This window comes from Chromobacterium subtsugae (genome assembly GCF_035919665.1).
GTDB classification, from domain to species: domain Bacteria; phylum Pseudomonadota; class Gammaproteobacteria; order Burkholderiales; family Chromobacteriaceae; genus Chromobacterium; species Chromobacterium subtsugae.
In genome coordinates this window covers 2,607,004-2,628,037 of the sequence record NZ_CP142381.1, presented here as the reverse complement: position 1 = coordinate 2,628,037, position 21,034 = coordinate 2,607,004, and the positions used below count along the sequence as shown (strand labels likewise).

The 21,034-nt window shown below is 65.0% G+C and carries 15 protein-coding genes and 2 tRNA genes; 2 read left to right on the top strand and 15 right to left on the bottom strand.

What is annotated here, in order from left to right; all coding sequences use genetic code 11:
- Nucleotides 1-6: 6 nt before the first annotated feature.
- The 7 genes from U6115_RS12665 to U6115_RS12635 form a co-directional block, all read right to left on the bottom strand.
- Nucleotides 7-789 carry an amino acid ABC transporter substrate-binding protein gene (locus U6115_RS12665; protein ID WP_146008292.1) on the bottom strand — a complete coding sequence of 261 codons (783 nt, stop codon included), beginning with the start codon at nt 787-789 and terminating at the stop codon, nt 7-9.
- 66 nt (nt 790-855) lie between these two features.
- Nucleotides 856-1,467 carry a PqiC family protein gene (locus U6115_RS12660; protein ID WP_080509415.1) on the bottom strand — a complete coding sequence of 204 codons (612 nt, stop codon included), beginning with the start codon at nt 1,465-1,467 and terminating at the stop codon, nt 856-858.
- Nucleotides 1,464-3,089 carry a PqiB family protein gene (locus U6115_RS12655; protein ID WP_043572266.1) on the bottom strand — a complete coding sequence of 542 codons (1,626 nt, stop codon included), beginning with the start codon at nt 3,087-3,089 and terminating at the stop codon, nt 1,464-1,466. Before U6115_RS12655 ends, U6115_RS12660 begins: the two co-directional genes overlap by 4 nt.
- Nucleotides 3,079-3,699, bottom strand: a complete 621-nt coding sequence (locus U6115_RS12650; protein WP_043572268.1) for a paraquat-inducible protein A — start codon at nt 3,697-3,699, stop codon at nt 3,079-3,081. Before U6115_RS12650 ends, U6115_RS12655 begins: the two co-directional genes overlap by 11 nt.
- Nucleotides 3,696-4,331: a paraquat-inducible protein A gene (locus U6115_RS12645; RefSeq protein WP_043572271.1), complete on the bottom strand. Its 636-nt coding sequence runs from the start codon at nt 4,329-4,331 to the stop codon at nt 3,696-3,698. The genes U6115_RS12650 and U6115_RS12645 overlap by 4 nt, the downstream gene beginning before the upstream one ends.
- Complete coding sequence (locus tag U6115_RS12640; protein WP_043572274.1) at nt 4,319-4,609, bottom strand: helix-hairpin-helix domain-containing protein; 291 nt, start codon at nt 4,607-4,609, stop codon at nt 4,319-4,321. The genes U6115_RS12645 and U6115_RS12640 overlap by 13 nt, the downstream gene beginning before the upstream one ends.
- A gap of 99 nt (nt 4,610-4,708) precedes the next feature.
- A complete protein-coding gene (locus U6115_RS12635) occupies nt 4,709-5,473 on the bottom strand; it encodes a sulfite exporter TauE/SafE family protein (protein ID WP_197465929.1) in 765 nt (254 codons plus the stop codon).
- A 90-nt stretch (nt 5,474-5,563) separates the two neighbouring features.
- Here U6115_RS12635 and U6115_RS12630 point away from each other — a divergent pair, with 90 nt between their 5' ends.
- The gene (locus U6115_RS12630; RefSeq protein WP_043572277.1) at nt 5,564-6,478 is read left to right on the top strand and encodes a LysR family transcriptional regulator; all 915 of its coding nucleotides are present in this window, start codon (nt 5,564-5,566) and stop codon (nt 6,476-6,478) included.
- 51 nt (nt 6,479-6,529) lie between these two features.
- Here U6115_RS12630 and U6115_RS12625 read toward each other — a convergent pair whose 3' ends face one another.
- The 8 genes from U6115_RS12625 to tig all read right to left on the bottom strand — a co-directional run bounded on the left by U6115_RS12625 (nt 6,530) and on the right by tig (nt 14,917).
- Nucleotides 6,530-8,371 (bottom strand): SurA N-terminal domain-containing protein, encoded by a 1,842-nt coding sequence (locus U6115_RS12625; protein ID WP_043572288.1) that lies wholly within the window; start codon nt 8,369-8,371, stop codon nt 6,530-6,532.
- 73 nt (nt 8,372-8,444) lie between these two features.
- Nucleotides 8,445-8,521, bottom strand: a tRNA-Asp gene (locus U6115_RS12620).
- A gap of 6 nt (nt 8,522-8,527) precedes the next feature.
- A tRNA-Val gene (locus tag U6115_RS12615) sits at nt 8,528-8,603 on the bottom strand.
- A 51-nt stretch (nt 8,604-8,654) separates the two neighbouring features.
- Entirely contained in the window at nt 8,655-8,924 is a 270-nt protein-coding gene (locus tag U6115_RS12610; RefSeq protein ID WP_043572292.1) for an HU family DNA-binding protein, read from the bottom strand.
- A 174-nt stretch (nt 8,925-9,098) separates the two neighbouring features.
- The gene (lon, locus tag U6115_RS12605) at nt 9,099-11,513 is read right to left on the bottom strand and encodes an endopeptidase La (protein WP_043572294.1); all 2,415 of its coding nucleotides are present in this window, start codon (nt 11,511-11,513) and stop codon (nt 9,099-9,101) included.
- 144 nt (nt 11,514-11,657) lie between these two features.
- A complete protein-coding gene (gene clpX, locus U6115_RS12600) occupies nt 11,658-12,938 on the bottom strand; it encodes an ATP-dependent Clp protease ATP-binding subunit ClpX (protein WP_043572296.1) in 1,281 nt (426 codons plus the stop codon).
- 16 nt (nt 12,939-12,954) lie between these two features.
- The gene (gene clpP / locus U6115_RS12595; protein WP_043572302.1) at nt 12,955-13,587 is read right to left on the bottom strand and encodes an ATP-dependent Clp endopeptidase proteolytic subunit ClpP; all 633 of its coding nucleotides are present in this window, start codon (nt 13,585-13,587) and stop codon (nt 12,955-12,957) included.
- Between the two features lie 22 nt (nt 13,588-13,609).
- Nucleotides 13,610-14,917: a trigger factor gene (gene tig, locus U6115_RS12590; RefSeq protein ID WP_043572305.1), complete on the bottom strand. Its 1,308-nt coding sequence runs from the start codon at nt 14,915-14,917 to the stop codon at nt 13,610-13,612.
- Nucleotides 14,918-15,341: 424 nt separating this feature from the next.
- Here tig and U6115_RS12585 point away from each other — a divergent pair, with 424 nt between their 5' ends.
- Nucleotides 15,342-21,023, top strand: coding sequence for an alpha-2-macroglobulin family protein (locus U6115_RS12585; protein ID WP_043572308.1), 5,682 nt, complete (start codon nt 15,342-15,344; stop codon nt 21,021-21,023).
- Nucleotides 21,024-21,034: the final 11 nt, after the last annotated feature.

Below are 21,034 nucleotides of genomic sequence, written 5' to 3'. Positions count from 1 at the left end.
CCAGCGTCACGGCTGCCAGTCCTGATAAGGCTGATGCACCTTGGCGTAAGCCTTCTGCAGTTCGCCGCTATCCCGGGCGGCGCGTATCGCCGCGCTCATCGCTTGGTTGACGAAGTCGCCGCGCTTGTTGCAGGAGAAGAACAGCACATCCGGATAGTCGTCCAGATGCTCGCGATGGATATGGCCGAGTCCGTCCTTGCGCACCAGGTAGTCCGCATCCTCCTGCGCCCATATCACCGCGTCTATCCGCCCCAGGTTCAGCTGTTTCAGCGACAGCTCCAGATTGATCACCCGACTGGCGGGAAAGTCCCAGCTGGCCGGCGGCGCGTGTATCGCCACCTCGTACTTGGGCAGCGTGGCCATCCGCAGCAGGTCGGCCTTGCCGAACGGTTTTTCCTTGTTGGAATAGATGACGAAGCTGACCTTGCCCAACATTTCATGGGAAAACTGGAACGGCGTGCCCCGATCGGCGCCTTCGCGGATTTTCATGATGGGAAAACGGAAATCCACGCTTTTGTCGGAGGTGTCCAAGTACACCCGCTTGACTGGCTCGATGCTGAAGCGTATCCGCCCGGCCGGATAATGGCGGCCGACGACTTTCAGCAGGTCGGCGAAAGGCCCGGAATCGCTGCTCTCCAGCACTTTGGGCAGATACACCGCGATGCCTTGCAAGTCGGGCGCGTCGACTGCGGCCGCGCTGTCGGGTGCCGGCGCGCCGTCGCAGGCCCGAGCCGGCAAGACGAACAGACACGCCAGAAGCGCGCCAAGCCAAGTGTGCACCGGTGTCATCGCCATCGCTCCCGCCAAGTCCGCCCTGGTTCAGGTGTAGCACAGCCAGGACGGAACGGCGCCGGCTCAGGAGCGGCCGGCCGGCGGCTGCCACCATTCAGGATGCTGGCGCAGCGGCTGCGCCATTTCGCCGGACAAGGCGTCCAGCAGGCTTTGCAGGCCGGCCAGCGCCGCGTCGACGCCGGGGGCGGCCAGCGGGATGCTGCGGCTGAAGCTGCCGGCGGCCAGCAGCTTGCCGTCGGACACGCCTTGCAACTGCCACACCACCTCCAGCGCAGCCTGGCGTCCCGGCTGCAGGCTGAGCCGCCGCACGTCCAGCGCGTAGCGCAGGTCGCCGCCGTCCATTGTCGGCTGCGGATAGGCGTAGACGCTGGCGACGCCGCTGCGGCGCGACACCGCCAGCGTCAGGCTCTGCGCCAGCAGCCGGTCCAGCGGCGCGCTCCAGCGGTCGAACTCTTGCAGCCGCAACCGGCCGCCGCCGTCGTCCAGCACCAATTGCGGCCTGTCCAGCGCCGCCGGCAGGCTTACCGGCCCCAACATCACGCGTTTGCCGAATTGCGCCGGCTCGCCGGATGCGGCGGACGCGGATTCCAGGCTGTAAAAGCGGGCTTGCGGCGACGCGCAGCCTGCCAGCGCCAGCAACAGCATGCCGGCGCCGCTCCATCGTCGCAGACTCATGGCTGCGCCTCCTTGCCCCGCACCAGCGCTTCCGGGTGGCGGTCCAGATAGTCTGCCAGCGCGCGGAAGCTGCGCGCGGTTTCCTTCACTTCCTGCGCCGCCGAGCGCACGTCTTGCTGCAGCGGCGAGTCTGCCTTCATGGTCTGCCGGGTAGCGTCCAGCGTCTGCTGCAGCTGCTCCAGCGTCTTCAGCGTCTGCGGCAGCATTTCGCCGTTGATGCCGTCGGACAGCTTGCGCATGCTGTCCAGCGTCTGGTGCAGCGACTTCAGCGAGGCGTCCATCTCCTGGCCTATGCTGTCGAACGGCACCGCGTCCAGCTTTTTGGCGATGCGCTGCAACACGCGCTGCAGCTCTTCCAGATCGCCCGGGATGGTGGGCAGCTCGGCGATGCCGCCGCGCACCACCAGCTTGGCCGGCGGCGCGTCGCGGAAGAAGTCCAGCGCCACGTACAGCTGACCGGTGATCAGGCTGCCGGAGCGCAACTGCGCGCGCATGCCGTTGGCCACCAGCTGTTGCGACGACAGCTTGCGCGAGATGCGCGAGCCGTGCGACAGGCTGTCCAACCGGCTGGGGTAGGTGCGGATGTCCACCGTCATGTCGAAGTCCTTGCGTTCCGGCACGTATTCCACGCCTATCGCCGTCACCTCGCCGATGATGATGCCGCGGAAGTCCACCGGCGCGCCGATAGCCAAGCCGCGCAGCGACTGGCGGAAGCGCAGGCGGAAGGCCTGCATTTCGCGGTCGGGGTTCTGCAACGCTTTATCGCGGGTGTCGTGCAGGATGAAATTGCGGTCGGACAAAGGGATGGCGGCATTGTCCGACAGCGGCGTTTCAAAGGCGATGCCGCCCAACGCGATCGCCGCCAGCGACTGCGTGTTGACGTTCAGCCCGTTGGCGCTCAGCGACACGTCGACGCCGCTGGCGTGCCAGAAGCGGCTGTTGGCGTTGACGAAACGGTCGTAAGGCGCGTTGATGAACACGCTGACGCGCACGAAACTGCCCTTCTGGTCCAGTTCGTACCCCACTACTTGGCCCACCGGCACCCGGCGGAAATACACCGGCGAGCCGGTGTTGAGCGAGCCCAGGTTGTCGGCGCGCAGGAAGAAAGTCTGCCCCGGCAGGTCGGCGTTGATGATGGGCGGCGTTTCCAGGCCGACGAATTCGGTCTTGCGCGCCAAGCTTTTGCCTACGTCCATGCCGATATAGGAGCCCGACAGCACGGTGCCCAGCCCCGACACGCCGCCGCCGGAGACGCGCGGCCGCACCACCCAGAAGCGGCTGTCCGCCGCGAGGTAGTCGTTGGCCTGTTTGCTCAGTTCGGCGGTGGCCAGGATGGACTGGCGGTCGGCGCTCAGCGCCACCGCCGTCACCTCGCCGATTTCCACATCCTTGTATTTGATTCTGGTTTTGCCGGCCTCTATCCCTTCGGCGTTCTGAAAGGATATGGTGATGGTCGGCCCGCGCGACATGATGGCGTGCGCGGCCAGCCAGCCGCCTATCAGCGCGGCCACCACGGGGATCAGCCACACCAGTGACGGCGCCCAGCGGCGGCGCTTCAACACCACGGCCTGCGGCAGTTGCGGCTCCTGGCCTTGCGGTTCTACCGGTTCTTCACTGCTCATCTTCTTCCTCTACGGGATCCCAGATCATTCTGGGATCGAAACTCATTGCGGCCAGCATGGTCAGCACCACCACCGCGCCGAAAGCCACCGCGCCGGCGCCGGCCTTGATGCTGGCCAGCGACTGCCATTGCACCAGGGCCACCATCAGCGCCACCACGAAAATATCCAGCATCGACCACGGCCCTATCAGCTCTATCAGCCGGTACAGCCCGGTGCGCTGCCGCGGCGCCCATGACCAGCGCCATTGCACGCTGCACAGCAGCAACAGCAAGGCCAGTATCTTCAGCAACGGCACCAGCACGCTAGCGGTGAACACCACCAGCGCCAGCGGCCAGGAGTCGTTGTTCCACAAATAGACCACGCCGCTGAGTATGGTGTCGCGCTGCACGCCGGTCAGCGCGGTGGTTTCCATGATGGGCAGCAGGTTGGCCGGCAAATAGCTGATGATGGCCGCCAGCAGCAGCGCCCAGCAGCGCTGCAGCGCCGCCGGCCGGCGCAGGTGCAGCGGCGCCCTGCAACGCGGGCAAACGCCGGCGGCGCCGGCCTCCAGCCGGCATAGCAGGCCGCAGCCGTGGCACAGCGCCAGGTTGCGCGCCGCCGCGCTTTTCATTCCGTAGCCTGGCATGCCTGGTAGCGCTCCCACAGTTGCACCGGCTTGAAGCGGCTGGCGCAAGCCGCCATCAGCACGATCAAACCGAAAAAAGCCCATAGCCCGATGCCGGGATGCACTGCCGCCAGATGCACCAGCTTGACCAGCGAAACCAGCACCCCCAGCAGGAAAACCTCCACCATGCACCAGGGCCGCGCCAGCTGCCGCAGCCGCATCACCGCCGCAAAGCCCGGCGGCGCGCGTCCGTACTGCAGGGGCAGCAGCAGGTACAGCATGCTGGCCAGCTCCAGCGCCGGCATCACGATGCCGGTGAACAGCACCAGCAGCGCCACTTCCGCCATCCCCTGCCCTTGCAGCGCCAACGCGGTCTGCCACAGCGTGGCGGCGTTGCGGTTGCCGGCGATTTCCAAGACCAGCACCGGGTAGCTGTTGGCGATGACGAAGGCCACCGCGCCGGCCACCGCCAGCGCCGCGCCGGCATGCAGCGCGCCGTCGGCCTGCTCGTGCAGCAAGGCGCCGCAGCGCGGGCAATGGATGCAGGCGCGGTCGGCGGCGGCGGCCGGCAGCCGCAGCAGCAAATCGCAATCATGGCAGGCGGCCAGCGGCCCGCGCGGCGGCGTCACTGCGGCCATCGGCGCTTGCGCTCCGCGGTGAAGCTCCACCAGCTGCGAGCTTCGCCGGTGTCCATGTAATGGCAGATGGACAGCATCACGTCCAGCACGCAGGGATCATGCCGCTGGCCGGTTCTATCGCACAACTCCAGATAAAGCTGATGAGGATCGCGGCCGCGCAGCTGCCCTGGCTCTTGGATGCCCAGGCGTTCCAGATCGGCAGCCGCGCGCAGCCCGACATTGGGCAATTGCAGCAGGCTAAACGCCGCGTCTGGCGCGGGGCAACGAGATGGATGCATGGAAAGGAACCGCCAAGTAGTCATTCTGCCTACATGATAAAGGAGCGGGACGCGCAGTTCAAAGCGCGTCCCGCTCCCGGCGGCCAGGCCGGCGCGCGATCAGCCGCGCAGAATGTCCCAACCCAGCTTGCAGATCAGCACGCTGGTCAGCATCAAGAACAAGATGCGGACGAAACCGGCGCCCTTTTTCATCGCCAAGCGCGTGCCCACCATCGCGCCGGCCATATTGGCCGCCGCCATCGGCAGCGCGTAGGCCAGCAGGATATGGCCGCCGATGGCGAAGGACAGCAGCGCCGCCACATTGGTGGTGAGATTGACGACCTTGGCCGCCGCCGAGGCGTGCAGGAAGTCGAAGGCGAAAAAGCGGATGAACAGGAACATCAGGAAACTGCCGGTGCCGGGGCCGAACAGGCCGTCGTAAAAACCGATGGCGCCGCCTATCGCCATGCCCATCAGCAACTCGCGCCGGCCTATCGCCACCGGCTTGTGCAGCTTGCCGAAATCTTTCTTCCACAGCGTGTACGCCGCCATGATCAGCAGCAGGGTCAGCACCAAGGGCCGGATCACGTCCTTGGGTATCAGCGCCACCACCTGGGCGCCGGCGAACGAAAACACGAAGGCCATCGCCGCGCAAGGCAGCACCAGTCGCCAAGGCAACCGCACCCGACGCAGATAGGAGCGCGCCGCCGACAAGGTTCCCACCGCCGACGCCAGCTTATTGGTGCCGAACAAGGTGGCCGGCGCCACATTCGGCAAGGCGCTGAACAGGCCCGGAATCTGGATCAAGCCCCCGCCGCCGACAGCGGCGTCGACCAGTCCGGCAAAAAAAGCGATCACGCACAAAAAACTCAAGCTCAACAACATTGGCATTCTCCTCCTTGCACGCATTCTAAGGCCTGGGCCAGATTCATGCTTGCAATGTAATATTGCAATAAACGCAATACTGGAGGCGCGATGAAGCCGCTATGGGGAGTCAGGATATTTTGCGCGGTGGTGGAGCGCCGAAGCTTCGTCGCCGCCGCACGCCAGCTGGGCACCTCGCCCAGCAGCGCCACCCGCGCGCTGCAGGCGCTGGAAGAGGAAATGGGCGCGGCGCTGCTGGCCCGATCCAGCAAGCAGGTGGAGCTGACCATGGCCGGCGAGGCTTATTATCCTATCGCCCGGCAGATGCTGGACCTGCAGCAGCAGGCGGAAGAGGAACTCAATCAGCAAGTCGCCGCGCCGCGCGGCCTGCTGCGCTTCTCCGCGCCGGAAACGCTGGGGCGCGGCATCCTGCCGCGGGTGCTGGCCCGCCTCGCCGAGGAAAACCCGGACCTGCGCTTCGACGTGCTGTACAGCGACGCCACGCTGGAGCCGATCCGGGAAAAGCTGGATTTCGCCATCCGCGGCGCGTTTCCCACCTCCAGCGAACTGATAGGCTATCCGCTATGGGACTACCGGCGCCATCTATATGCCAGCCCCGCCTACTTGGCGCGCCACGGCGCGCCGGCCAGCCCGCGCGAGCTGCCTGAGCACCGGGTGATCATCCACACCGCGCCGCGCGTGCTGAAAGCCTGGAACTTCGTCAGCGCGGGCAGCCAGATCAGCCTCAACCTCAGCGCCTGGCACCGCAGCAACTCCGGCAACGGCGTGCTGGAGGCGATTCGCGCCGGCATGGGCATCGGGAGGCTGGGAGACTGGTTGGCCGAACCATTGGCGGCAAACGGCGAACTGGTCCGGCTATGTCCTGAGTTTCGCATCGTCTCCAGCCATGGCGACGATCCGCAAATGCACGCGGTGTTTCCCAGCCGCAACATTCCGCGCAAGGCGCGGGTGCTGCTGGATGCGCTGCGCCAAGAGGGGCGCGCCGCGGCGATACCCGCGCCATGAAAGCGAAAACCCCGCCGAGAGGCGGGGTTGGCGGAGCGAATGCGTCCGAGCTTACTGGCTATTGTCGTTCAGCGACTGCTTGCCGGCCGTCACCGGGTACTTCTGCCGCAGCGCCTGCAGATAGCTGCCCAATTGGTTATTGGCGGAGATCTCTCCCAGCACCCCGCCCAGCTGGGCGCGATCGGCTTCGCTGACAGCGGGAGCCGCAATCACCTTGTTCACGCGGTAAATCACATACTCGCCGGTATCGTGGCGCACGCCGGCGAACCCCGGCAGCTTGGCTGCGGCCACGCTGAACACCGCGCGCGCATCGGCCATCGGCAGGCCGCCAGACGCGCGGCGCGATACCGTCTGCTCGGCGCCCCACTTCTGCGCGTCCACGCCCTTCCCAGCCTTCAGCTCGGCCAGCAATGCCTGGCCTTTCTTGTCGGCCAGCTTGGCGCCTTCGCGCTCAACCAGTTCGCGCTTGATGTCTTCGCGCACATCCGCGACCGGGCGCTGGCGCTCTGGCTGATGCTCGGCCACGCGCGCCACCACCAGACGGCCGCCGCCGACATCCACGACTTCGCTGTTGTGCTTTTTCTTCAGCACATCGTCGCTGAACACCGCCGCCAGCAACTTGTCGTTGCCCAGCAGCTCATCCTTGCCCGGCTGATTGCGCTGCAGCCAGTCGGAGTGTTTGACTTCCAGCTTCAGCGCATCGACCACGCCCTTCAGCGAGTCGGCCTGCTGGTAAGCGACTTCGTTCAGCTTGTCCGCTTGTTCGCGGAACAGGGCCGAAGCTTTCTGCTTCTGCAGCTTGTCGACGATGGCGGCCCTGGCCTCTTCCAGCCCCTGGGTCTTGATCGCATCCAGGCGAATGATGTGGAAGCCGTAGTCGGTTTCCACCAGGTCGCTGATCTGGCCAGGCTTCATCGAGAACACGGCGTCGTCGAACGGCTTGACCATCATGCCGCGCGCGTTGAGACCCAGATCGCCGCCCTTCTCCGCCGAGCCCGGATCCTGCGACTTGGCCTTGGCGATTTCGGCGAACTTGCCCGGATTGGCGCGCACTTCCTTCAGAATGGCCTCGGCCTCCGCCTTGATCTTGGCCTTCTGCTCAGGTTTTGCGCCCTTCGGCACCGTCAGCAGGATGTGCGAGGCGCGGCGCTGCTCGCTGGCGAGGTCCGACTTGTGCTGATCGAAATACTTATGCACGTCGGCGTCGGACACCTTGACGCTTTGCGCCAGCGCGTCTTGCGACAGCACCACGTAATCCAGCTTGACGCTTTCCGGCGTGCGGAAGCGCTTGGCGTTGGCGTCGTAGTAGGCCTTGACCGCCGCGTCGTCGGTTTTCACTTCGGCGGCGAAATCGGACGGCTTCAGCGTCAGCGGCTGCAGCACGCGGCCTTCGCCCAGCAATGCCGCCATGCGGGTCACCACGGTGTTGGACACGAACTGGGTGCCGGCGACGGCTGTCAGCTGGTTCCTGATCAGCATGTCCTCGCTGATTTCGGCTTCGAAATCGGCGGCGGAGCGATAGCGGTTTTTCAGAAACTCCTCATAGCGCTGCGGGCTGAACTGGCCGTTGTCCTGAAACAGCGGAATGGAGGCGATGACTTTGCGCAGCTGGTCAGGGCTGATGGCGGCGCCATGATCGCGGGCGTCGGCCAGGACCAGCTTGTTGCGGATCATTTCCTCCAAAGCGGCCTGACGGGTGGCCGGATCGCTGGGCTTGCCCTCCAGCGCGCGATCAAGATCGCGCTTGGATATCTTGACGCTGCCCACCTTGACCAGATAGGGGTCTGCGGTGACGTCGCTGTAGCTGCTGACGCCGAAGCCGACGAAAGTCAGCGCGACAGCCCCCAGGATGACTTGAATGACGGTTTTGTTGTTCTGGACAAACTCGAACATGACGATTGGCTAAGGCCACCCCTGTAAAAAAAAAGGTGAACGCGTTGAACCGGTTCACCTTCTCTCGTGTATTTGGCGGAGCGGACGGGGCTCGAACCCGCGACCCCCGGCGTGACAGGCCGGTATTCTGACCAACTGAACTACCGCTCCGGACCTTGGTGGGCGTTGACGGAGTCGAACCGCCGACATTCTGCTTGTAAGGCAGACGCTCTACCAACTGAGCTAAACGCCCGTCTGCCCCGCCGCGGAACCGGTCAGACCGGCCCTGCGGCAGGGGCGCCGATTATAGCGCGTCTTTCAGTGCCTTGCCAGCACGGAACTTCGGAGAACGTGCAGCCGGGATCTTGATGGTTTCGCCGGTCTTCGGATTGCGGCCGCTACGCTCTGCGCGCTCGCCCACATAGAAGGTGCCGAAACCCACCAGAGTCACGGTATCGCCTTTTTTCAGGGCGTCGGTAACGGCAGCAACCATGCCGTCCAGAGCTTTCGCGGCAGCGGCTTTGGAAATGTCGGCTTCTGCCGCGATGGCGTCAATCAGTTCAGACTTGTTCACGTAAGTCCCCTTTCGTCGTTCTTCGGTCTACGTAATTCGGATAAAAACGCTTGCTTTATAGCAAGGCGGAAATCCTTGTGTCAAGCGGCTTCCACGGGTGTTTTGCTAATTCGCAAGCACATTTGGAAGCCGCGAAACCACAAGATATTCACAGCTTCGGTAAGGCCATGATTCTTAATGCTTCAAAACCGACACTCCGCCGGAAGCATCTTGCGCAGGAGGAATGTCCGCGGACTGTTCTTCTTGCGACAATTCTTCCGGCTGACGCTCCAGCGCCAGCGCCAGCACCTCATCGATCCATTTCACTGGATGGATTTCAAGCTTCTGCTTGATGTTGGACGGGATCTCCGCCAGGTCTTTCTCATTGCCCCTGGGAATCAGCACGTGGCGAATGCCGCCGCGATGCGCCGCCAACAACTTTTCCTTCAAACCGCCGATCGGCAGCACTTCGCCGCGCAGCGTGATCTCGCCGGTCATCGCCACATCGGCGCGCACCGGAATGCCGGTCAGCACCGACACGATGGCCGTGGTCATCGCGATGCCCGCGCTCGGGCCATCCTTGGGCGTCGCGCCTTCCGGCACGTGGATGTGCATGTCGCTCTTCTCGTAGAAGTCCGGCTTGATGCCCAGGCTTCTGGCCCTGCTGCGCACCACGCTCATCGCCGCGGTGATGGATTCCTGCATCACTTCGCCCAACTGGCCGGTGCGGACGATATTGCCCTTGCCCGGCAGCGTGACCGCCTCAATGGTCAGCAGCTCGCCGCCCACTTCGGTCCAGGCCAGGCCCGTCACCTGGCCGACGCGGTTTTCCTCTTCGGCCAGGCCGTAGTCGAAGCGCCGCACGCCCAGATACTTGTCCAGATTCTTGGCCGACACCGTCACTTTGCCCGTCTTGCCCGGCTTGAGCAAGGCGCCGGTCACCACTTTGCGGCAGATCTTGGCCACTTCGCGGTCCAGGCTGCGCACGCCGGCCTCGCGGGTGTAGTAGCGGACGATGTCGCGGATGGCGGACTCCTGCACCGCCAGCTCGCCCTCGCGCACACCGTTGGCCTCCATCTGCTTCGGCAGCAAATACTTCAGCGCGATGTTGACCTTCTCGTCTTCTGTGTAGCCGGAAAGACGGATGATTTCCATCCGATCAAGCAAGGCCGGCGGAATATTCAGCGAATTGGCGGTGGCGACGAACATCACGTCGGACAGGTCGTACTCAACCTCGGCGTAATGGTCGATGAAGGCGTGGTTCTGCTCGGGATCCAACACCTCCAGCAGGGCGGACGACGGATCGCCGCGGAAGTCCGCGCCCATCTTGTCCACCTCGTCCAGCAGGAACAGCGGGTTCTTGACGCCGACCTTGGACATGTTCTGCAGCACCTTGCCCGGCATCGAGCCGATATAGGTGCGGCGATGGCCGCGGATTTCCGACTCGTCGCGCACGCCGCCCAGCGCCATGCGCACGAACTTGCGGTTGGTGGCGCGGGCCAGCGACTGGCCCAGCGAGGTCTTGCCGACGCCCGGAGGGCCTACCAGGCACAGGATGGGCGCCTTCAGGCGATCGACGCGCTGCTGCACCGCCAGGTACTCCAGAATCCGTTCCTTGACCTTCTCCAGGCCGAAGTGGTCCTCGTCCAGCACAGCCTCGGCCGCGGCCACGTCCTTGCTGATCTTGGTCTTCTTCTTCCACGGCAGGTCAAGCAGGGTGTCGATGTAGTTGCGCACCACGGTGGCTTCCGCCGACATCGGCGACATCATCTTCAGCTTCTTCAGCTCGGCCAGGGTCTTGTCGCGGCCTTCCTTGCTCATGCCGGCAGCCTTGATGCGGCGCTCCAGCTCGTCGAGGTCGCTGACCTCGTCCATCTCGCCCAGCTCTTTCTGGATGGCCTTGACCTGCTCGTTCAGGTAGTACTCGCGCTGGCTCTTTTCCATCTGGCGCTTGACGCGGCCGCGGATGCGCTTTTCCACCTGCAGGATGTCGATCTCGCCTTCCAGCTGCGACATCAGATGCTCCAGACGTGTCTGGACATCGAACATCTCCAGCACTTCCTGCTTTTGCTCCAGCTTCAGCGGCAGGTGGGCGATGATGCTGTCGGCCATGCGGCCGGCGCGGTCGATGCCGGCCAGCGAGTTCAGCACTTCCGGCGGGATCTTTTTGTTCAGCTTGACGTACTGCTCGAACTGGGCGAGCAGCGCGCGGCGCATCGCCTCGGTCTCGTTGGACTCTTCCAGCTCGCTGGACAGCGGGCTGAATTCGGCGACGAAGCAGCCGTCCTCCTCGCCCACTTCCTTGATGGTGGCGCGCTGGCGCCCTTCCACCAGCACCTTGACGGTGCCGTCCGGCAGCTTGAGCATCTGCAGCACAGCGGCGATGGTGCCCACGCCGTACAGATCTTCGGCGGAGGGTTCGTCCTTGGAAGCCGAGCGCTGGGCTACCAGCAGGATCTGCTTGCCTTCGTCCATCGCCAGCTCCAGCGCACGGATCGACTTGGCCCGTCCGACGAACAGCGGGATGACCATGTGCGGGAAGACCACCACGTCGCGCAGCGGCAACAGCGGCAGCGTGGTCTCTTCTCTGATTTCTGCGGGTTGGGACATATCACCTAACCTTAGCTTTGGGGAAACAATGCATGGAAAATGGGGTGCAAGGCCAGAATATCAACACCCCATACTAAAACAGATTACATGGACGACAAATAAAAAACCGCCCTGCCGGGCGGTTCAGTCATTCAGGCCAGGCTATCAGGCGGATTGTGCCACACCGCCCTCTTCGCGATAGATGAAAAGCGGCTTGTCGCCCTTCTCGATCACCTTCTCGTCCACCACGACTTTTTCCACGTCCTGCATGGACGGCAGATCGTACATGGTGTCGAGCAGCGCGCGCTCCAGGATGGAGCGCAGGCCGCGGGCGCCGGTCTTGCGGATCAGCGCCTGCTTGGCGATGACGCGCAGCGCCGACGGACGCACCTCCAGTTCCACCGACTCCATCGAGAACAGGCGCTGGTACTGCTTGATCAGCGCGTTCTTCGGCTGGGTGAGGATGGTGACCAGCGCCTCTTCGTCCAGTTCCTCCAGCGTGGCGACCACCGGCAGGCGGCCGATCAGCTCGGGAATCAGGCCGAAGCGGATGATGTCCTGCGGTTCGACATCCTTGAACAGCGTACTCAGGCTCTTGCCGTCGTCCTTGGAGGACACTTCGGCGCCGAAGCCGATGCCGCCCTTCTCGGAGCGTTGGCGAATGATCTTCTCCAGGCCGTCGAAAGCGCCGCCGCACACGAACAGGATATTGGTGGTGTCCACCTGGATGAATTCCTGGTTCGGATGCTTGCGGCCGCCCTGCGGCGGCACCGATGCTACCGTGCCCTCGATCAGCTTCAGCAGCGCCTGCTGCACGCCCTCGCCCGATACGTCGCGGGTGATGGACGGGTTTTCCGACTTGCGCGAGATCTTGTCGATCTCATCGATGTAGACAATGCCGCGCTGGGCCTTTTCCACATCGTAGTCGCACTTCTGCAGCAGCTTCTGGATGATGTGCTCGACATCCTCGCCGACATACCCCGCCTCAGTCAGCGTGGTGGCGTCGGCGATGACGAAGGGCACGTCCAAGAGGCGCGCCAGCGACTGCGCCAGCAGGGTCTTGCCGGAGCCGGTGGGGCCGATCAGGAGAATATTGCTCTTGGCCAGCTCCACGTCGTCCTTGCCGCTCTTCTGGTACAGACGCTTGTAGTGGTTGTACACCGCAACCGACAGGGTTTTCTTGGCGAAATCCTGGCCGATGATGTACTGGTCCAGATCCGCGCGAATTTCCTGCGGCGTCGGCAGCGGGCGGTCGGCGGACGCGCCGCCCACCACTTCACTGCTGCTACCCTTCTCCAGCTCTTCGCGGATGATGTCGTTGCACAACTCGACGCATTCATTGCAAATGAATACCTGCGGGCCGGCGATCAGCCGCTGCACTTCGTGCTGGCTCTTTCCGCAGAAAGAGCAATAGAGAAGTTTCTCGTTGCTGTTTTTGTCAGCCATTAGCCAATTCCACTACTTACGCCGTGACATCCTTGCGGGAAGACAGCACTTTATCGATCAGGCCGTAGACACGGGCCTCTTCCGCCGACATGAAGTTATCACGCTCGGTATCCGCCTCCAGCTGCTCCATGGTCTTGCCGGAGTGCTTGGCCATCAGCTCGTTCATCTTGGCTTTCACCTTGACGAGTTCGCGGGCGTGGATTTCGATGTCGGTCACCTGGCCGGACAGGCCGCCGCCGTACAGCAGCGGCTGGTGAATCATCACCCGGCTGTTCTCCAGCGCGAAACGCTTGCCCTCGGCGCCTGCCGACAGCAGGAAGGCGCCCATGCTGGCCGCTTGGCCAATGCACAGGGTGGAAACGTCCGGCTTGATGAAGTTCATCGTATCGTAGATCGACATGCCGGCGGTGATGGAGCCGCCCGGCGAGTTGATGTAGAAATGGATGTCCTTGTCCGGATTTTCCGACTCCAGGAACAGCATCTGCGCGACAACCAAGTTGGCCGATTCGTCCGAGACGGGGCCGACCAGGAAGACGATGCGCTCCTTCAGCAGACGCGAATAGATGTCATAGGCGCGCTCGCCGCGACCGCTCTGCTCCACCACCATGGGCACCAGGCCCAACCCTTGCGGTTCCATCATCGATTTCATCGGCCACTCCTAGAGGTTGTTATCAGGCTTGGCTGCCCATCAGTTCGTCGAAGGACAGCGCCTTCTCTACTACATTGGCCTGAGACAGCACAAATTCAACCACGTTGTCTTCCAGCACCATCGAGGTCGGGCCTTCCAGGCGGTCGGCGCTCTCGTAGTACCAGGCCAGCACGTCTTCCGGCTCTTCGTAGCTGTCGGCGAATTCGACGATCATCGAGCGAACCTGTTCCGGCTTGGCTTCCAGCTTGTTGGCTTCCACCACTTCGGACAGGATCAGGCCCAGTTTGACGCGGCGTTCCGCTTGGGCGGTGAACAGTTCCGGCGGGAACGGCATGTCTTTGACGTTCATGCCGCGTTGCTGCATGTCGCGACGGGCCTGCTCGACCAGACGGCCGATCTCCAGGCCGACCAGCGCCTTCGGCAGTTCGATTTCGGTCGCGTCGATCAGCGCCTGCATCACGTTTTCCTTGGTGCGGGCCTGCAGGCGGCGCTTCACTTCGCGCTCGACGTTCTTGCGGATTTCGCCGCGCATTTTTTCCACGTCGCCTTCGGCGATGCCCAGCATCTTGGCGAACTCTTCGTTCACTTCCGGCAGGATGGCTTCGGCCACGTTCTTCACCAGGATTTCGAACACGGCGGTTTTGCCGGCCACGTCCTTGCCGTGGTAATCAGCCGGGAAGCTCACTTCCACGCTCTTGATGTCGCCTTCTTTGGCGCCGACGATGCCGGCTTCGAATTCGGCCAGCATCTGGCCTTGGCCCAGCACGAAGGGGAAGTTCTCGGAGGAGCCGCCTTCGAAGGCCACGCCGTCGATGGCGCCCTTGAAGTCGATGATCACGCGGTCGCCGACGGCGGCTTCGCGCTCAACGCGGTTGTAGCGGGTGCGCTGCTTGCGCAGGATGTCGATGGTCTTCTCGATTTCGGCGTCGCCCACGGTGACGGCCGGCTTCTCGATTTCCTTGCCCGCCAGCTCGCCAACCTTCACTTCCGGGTACACTTCGAAAGTGGCGGCGAACTTGAAGTTTTCCTTGTCGTCGCCAGCGGCAACCGACTCGAAGCGCGGGTAGCCGGCAACGCGCAGCTTCTGCTCGGTCACGGCCTTGTAGAAGCCTTGCTGAACCTGTTCACCCATAACTTCTTCACGCACCTGGGCGCCGTAGTTCATCTCCACGATCTTCAGCGGCGCCTTGCCCGGGCGGAAACCTTGAATCTTGGCGCTGCGGGCCACGCGCTTCAGGCGCTCGGTGATTTGCGAATCAATGGCGGCCATCGGCAGGGCGATGTCCATGCGGCGTTCAAGATTGCTCAGTGTTTCCAGCTGTACTTGCATGTTAAATCCTTCGAAGTGTGACAGGTTGTAGTCATCTGGGACGGTACGACGCCGGACGGCGCGCTCCCGCGGGCGGGAAAGCTGCCGCTCAGGCGCTGCGCGGAGTTACACCGCGCACCCAACGAAACGCACAGTATATCACGCACCTCGCGCTTGTCTGCCCCCGCGCGGGCCGCCCGACCCGCCAGCGGCGGGCGCCGCCAGCCCGCCCGGACCGGCCTTGGCGCCCAGGCGCCGCGCCGGCCTTTCGCTTGCCGTTTGATATTGCTGGACAATTTCGCCGCGCCGCTCCCGGCCCGGCCAGCCATCTGCTATGATTCCGCATCATGCGAATTGCCAGCCAAGACAAGAAAAATATCCGTTCAGAATGACACGCCCGACAGCCGACTCCCGCCCGAAACCCGATCCGCACCATGGTGACGCCATGAAAACACCGCTGCGCCCAGGCCTGATCGCCGCCTGGCTGCTCCTGCCCGGCCTTTGCGCCGCCGCCGGAGTCACCACCTTCAGCCCGCAAGGCGAAGTGAAGGAAGTCACCCAGGTGCGCGCCACCTTCAACAGCAGCATGATCGCGCTGGGCAACAGCGCTGCGCCGGCGCCGTTCGCCTGGAGCTGCGGCTTGAAGGGCAAGGGCCACTGGGTGGACGACAAGACCTGGACGCTGGACGTGCGCGAAACTCCGCCGGCCAATACTGATTGCCGCTTCACCCCCAAGCCTGGCCTGAAGGACCTGCAGGGCAACGCCGTAGCATCGGGCCAAAGCTACCGCTTCTACACCGGCCAGCCCATCATCGCCGCAAGCTGGCCTTCGGATGGCCGCATCGAAGAAGACCAGGCCTTCGTGCTGCGCTTCAACGCCAGCGGCGTCAAGCCCGCGGCGCTGTATTGCCAGTCGTCCAGCCTGCCCGAGCGCATTCCGGTGCGAACGCTGGCCGCGGCCGACCGCGCCGCGCTGCTCAAACACCTGAAACTGGAAAAACAGGCCGCCAACGTGCTGACCGTGCGCTGCGACCAGCGCCTGGCGCCGGACAGCAAGCTGACGCTGGTGCACCTGCGCGGCGCCAGCGCGCCGGACAAGCAGCAATACCAGGTGCGGCCGGCCTTTGCCGCCAGCATGAGCTGCCAGCGCGAAAACGCCAAAGGCGCCTGCATTCCGTTCAAGCCGATCACGCTGAATTTCAGCTCGCCGGTGCCGGCCAAGCTGGCCCAGGCGATCCGGCTGTCCGGCGGCGGCGCCGAGCGCGCGCCGCAAGCGGAGCAGCGCAACAAGGGCGAGCCGGTGGACAACGTCAGCTTCGCGCCGCCCTTCCCGCCGCTGGCAACCCTGACCCTCGCGCTGCCCAAGGACTTCCGCGACGAAGTGGGCCGGCAGCCGGTCAACGCCGGCCGCTTCCCGCTGCCGATCAAACTGGCCGACTACCCGCCGCTGGCCAAGTTCGCGGCCGCGCCGTTCGGCATCATCGAATCCGGCGCCGACGCCGCCCTGCCCATCACGCTGCGCGGCGTGGAGGGCGACCTCAACATCAAGTCGGTGCAACTGGGCGGGCAGGCGCTGCGCCTCAGCCGCGACGCCGACATGATGGCCTGGCTGGCCAGGGTGGAACGCTACCATGAGAGCAATCTGCCGGCCGGCAAGGACAAGACGGTGGAAAGCCGGCGCGTGTCGCTGCTGAACAAGAACCGCGACGCCGTGCCGCTCAAGCTGCCGGCCAAGCCCGACGGCAACGGCAAGTGGCCGTTCGAGGTGGTGGGCATCCCGCTGCCCAAGCCGGGCCTCTACGTGGTGGAGGTGTCGTCCCGGCTGCTGGGCAAATCGCTGCTGGCCGCCAACAAGCCGATGTACGTGCGCACCGCCGCGCTGGTCACCAACCTGGCGGTGCATCTGAAAAAATCCGGCGAAAACGCCGCGGTCTGGGTCACCACGCTGGACAAGGGCAAGCCGGTGCCCAATGCCCGCATCAACATCTACGACTGCAAGGGCAACGCGCTATGGAGCGGCACAACAAACGCCCAGGGCAGCGCGCTGGCCAAGAGCGCGCTGCCGGCCGGCGATTGCTCCGACGAAGAGCTGTCCGGCCTGTTCGTCACCGCCCGCGCCAAGGACGCGCAGGGCAACGAAGACGTGTCCTTCGTCCGCTCCAGCTGGAACCGCGGCATAGAGTCCTGGCGCTTCCCCTTCCCGACCCAGGGCGGCGACGGCCCGGCCATCATCGCCCACAGCATCCTGGACCGCGCGCTGTTCCGCGCCGGCGAAACGGTGTCGATGAAGCACCTGCTGCGGGTGCAGGCCGGCAAGGGCCTGGCGCAGCTGAAACCCGGCCAGCTGCCGCAGCAGCTGCGCATCGTCCACGACGGCAGCGGCGACGAAGTCAGCCTGCCGCTGACCTGGCGCAAGGGCCGCTACGCCGAAAGCAGCTACGCGCTGCCCAAGGAGGCCAAGCTGGGCGAATACACGCTGTATCTGGAACGCAAGGGCACTCGCGGCCCGGCCGACCAGGGCAAGCCGTCCAGCCCGGAGCTGGACGGCTACTCGCTGCAAAGCGGCAGCTTCCGGGTGGAGGAATTCCGCCTGCCGGCGATGACCGGCCGCATCGCCACCGCCAAGAACGCCGGCATCGCCCCGGTGCAGGTGCCGCTCAATGTTTCGCTGTCCTGGGGCAACGGCGGGCCGGCCAAAGGCTGGCCGGTGGAAGTCAGCGCCATGCTGGCCGACGGCTACCAGCGGCTGAAAGCCTACGACGACTTCAGCTTCTCGCCGCCGCAGCGCAGCCGCGAAAACAGCGAGGCCTCGCTGGACGGCAAGGTGGTGCTGGACAAAGCCGCCATCCAGCTGGACGGCAACGGCAACGGCAAGGCCATCGTCGACAAGCTGCCCAAGCTGGACCGCCGCTACGACTTGGTGACCGAAGCCGCCTACCGCGATCCCAACGGCGAAACCCAGACCCTCACCCGCCGCATCGCGCTGTGGCCGTCCGCCGTGCAGGTGGGCATCAGCGTGGACAGCTGGATCACCGCCGGCCGCGCCTTGCAGATGAAAGCCGTGGCGCTGGACACCGCCGGCAAGCCGCTGGCGGGCAAGGACATCAAGGTCACCCTGCGCGAGCATCGCTACCTGTCCAGCCGCAAACGGCTGGTGGGCGGCTTTTACGCCTGGGACCACAACGAGGAAACCGACGACAAGGGCAAGGTGTGCAGCGGCACCACCGACGGCCGCGGCCTGATCTACTGCGAGCTGAGTCTGAAAGACGCCGGCGACATGGAGCTGATCGCCGAAGCCAAAGATGAGCAAGGCAACGTCACCCGCAGCTCGCAATCGGTATGGGTCAGCCAGCACGACGAGCTGTGGTTCGATGTCGACAACAACGACCGCATCGACGTGCTGCCGGAAAAAACCAGCTACGCGCCTGGGGAAACCGCCCGCTTCCAGGTGCGCATGCCCTTCCGCAAAGCCACCGCCTGGGTGGCGATAGAACGCGAAGGCATCCTGGAAACCCGCGTGGTGGAACTGGAAGGCAAGAACCCGTCGATCGAACTGAAGATCGCGCCGGACTGGACGCCGAATGTCTATGTTTCGGTGCTGGCCGTGCGCGGCCGCATCCGCGACGTGCCCTGGTATTCCTTCTTCACCTGGGGCTGGAAGAGCCCGTCGGAATGGTGGGACGCCTACTGGAACGAAGGCGGCGACTACGCGCCGCCGACCGCGATGGTGGACCTGTCGCGCCCGGCGTTCAAATACGGCATCGCCGAAATCCAGGTCGGCGACGCCGCCAAGCGCCTGAGCGTGGAAGTGACGCCGGCCAAAAAAACTTATGGCATCCGCGAAACCGCCGACGTCGCCATCAAGGTGAAGCTGCCCAACGGCAAGCCGGCGCCGGCCGGCACCGAAGTGGCTTTCGCCGCGGTGGACGAGGCGCTGCTGGAGCTGCAGCCCAATCACAGCTGGGAGCTGATGCAGGCGATGTACCAGCGGCACAGCTACGGCGTGGAAACCGCCACCGCCCAGCTGGAAGTCGTGGGCAAGCGCCACTACGGCCGCAAATCGCTGCCGCCGGGCGGCGGCGGCGGCAAGGCGCCGACCCGCGAGCTGCTGGATACCCTGCTTACCTGGCAGCCCCGGGTGACGCTGGACGCGAACGGCAGCGCCCGCGTCAAGGTGCCGATCAACGATGCCCTCACCCGCTTCCGCCTAGTGGCGGCGGCCGACCTCGGCAATGACCAGTTCGGCACCGGCGAAGCCGGCTTCAACGTCACGCAAGACCTGCAGCTGACGTCCGGCATCCCGCCGCTGGCGCGCGAAGGCGACCAGTTCCAGGCCGGCGTCACCGTGCGCAACGGCGGCGACAAGACGCTGAACATCAAGGTGCAGGCCGGCGCGCCGGGCCTGCCGGCGCTGCCCGCGCGCCAGCTCGCGCTGCCGGTGGGCGAATCGCGGCTGGTGAGCTGGCCGGTGACCGTGCCCAGCGACATCAAGGAGCTGAAGTGGACGTTCAGCGCCCAGCAAGTGGACGGCAAGGCCGCCGACAAGCTGGCGATCAGCCAGCGGATCGACCCGGCGGTGCCGGTGACGGTGGAACAGGCCACGCTGCAACGGGTATCGCCTGAGCTGTCCATCCCGGTGGCGCTGCCGCCGGGCGCGCTGCCTGGCCGCGGCGGCATCCGCGTCAGCCTGCAGGCCAAGCTCGGCAACAGCCTGCCCGGCGTGCGCCGCTGGTTCGAGGACTACCCCTACGCCTGCCTGGAGCAGCGCAGCTCGATCGCGCTCGGCCTGTCCGACCGCAAGCGCTGGGATCAGCTGATGAGCGAGCTGCCGCTGTATCTGGACGGCAACGGCCTCGCCGCCTACTTCCCGCTGGGCGAAGGCGCGCCGGACCGCGGCAGCGACGTGCTGACCAGCTATCTGCTGGCCGTCGCCGGCGAAGCCGGCATGGAAATCCCGGAAAGTCCGCGCGGCAAGATGCTGGACGGCCTGTCCGCCTTCGTCGAGGGCCGCCTCAAACGCGATCTGCCTATCAACCGCCAGGACGCCGACGCGCGCCGCCTGGCCGCGATGGACGCGCTGTCGCGCTACGGCCGCTTCCGCCCGGCCATGCTGGACGTGCTGGACCTCAATCCGCAGAAGATGAGCACTTCGATGCTGGTGGACTGGCTGTCGCTGCTGAACCGCGCGGCCGACATCCCGCAACGCGCCGCCCGCATCAGCGAAGCGTCCAACCTGCTGCGCGCCCGCCTGACCTACCAGGGCACCCGGATGGGTTTCAGCACCGAGTCCGGCGACAACGCCTGGTGGCTGATGGGCAACGGCGACGTCAACGCCGCCAAGCTGCTGCTGGCCGTCCGCAAGCTGCCCGACTGGCAGGCCGACATGCCGCGCCTGCTGACCGGCCTGCTCGCCCGCCAGCAACGCGGCCACTGGGACACCACCACCGCCAATATGTGGGGCTCGCTGGCGGTGGCGCAGTTCTCCCGGCAGTTTGAGAACGCGCCGGTGAGCGGCCAGTCCAGCGCGCTGCTCGGCAAATCCAGCCTCAGCCTCGCCTGGCCGCAGGAAGGCGTCAAACAGCTGGGCCTGCTGCCGTGGCCGGCTGGCGGGGCCAGCCTGCAGCTCAAGCACGCCGGCTCCGGCGCGCCGTGGGCCACCATCCAGGCGGAAGCCGCCATCCCGCTGAAAACCGCGCGCTACGCCGGCTACAGCATCAAGAAGACGCTGACGCCGGTCAGCCAGAAGGTGGGCGGCCAGTACCAGCCCGGCGACGTGGTCAAGGTGACGCTGGAAATCCGCGCGCAGAACGACATGAGCTGGGTGGTGGTGGACGACCCGATCCCGGCCGGCGCGGCGATTCAGGGCAGCGGCCTGGGCCGCGACTCCGCCATCGACGCCAAGTCCGGCAACGGCGGCGACTACGCCGACTACATCGAGCGCCGCTTCGCCGGCTACCGCGCCTACTACAGCTACGTGCCACGCGGCGAGTTCAAGGTGGAATACACGATGCGTTTGAACAATCCCGGCGCCTTCAAGCTGCCACCCACCCGGGTGGAGGCGATGTACGCGCCGGAGGTGTTCGGCATGGCGCCGAACGGGGTGTTCCGGGTGATGGACGGACAATGACGCGAACGGTC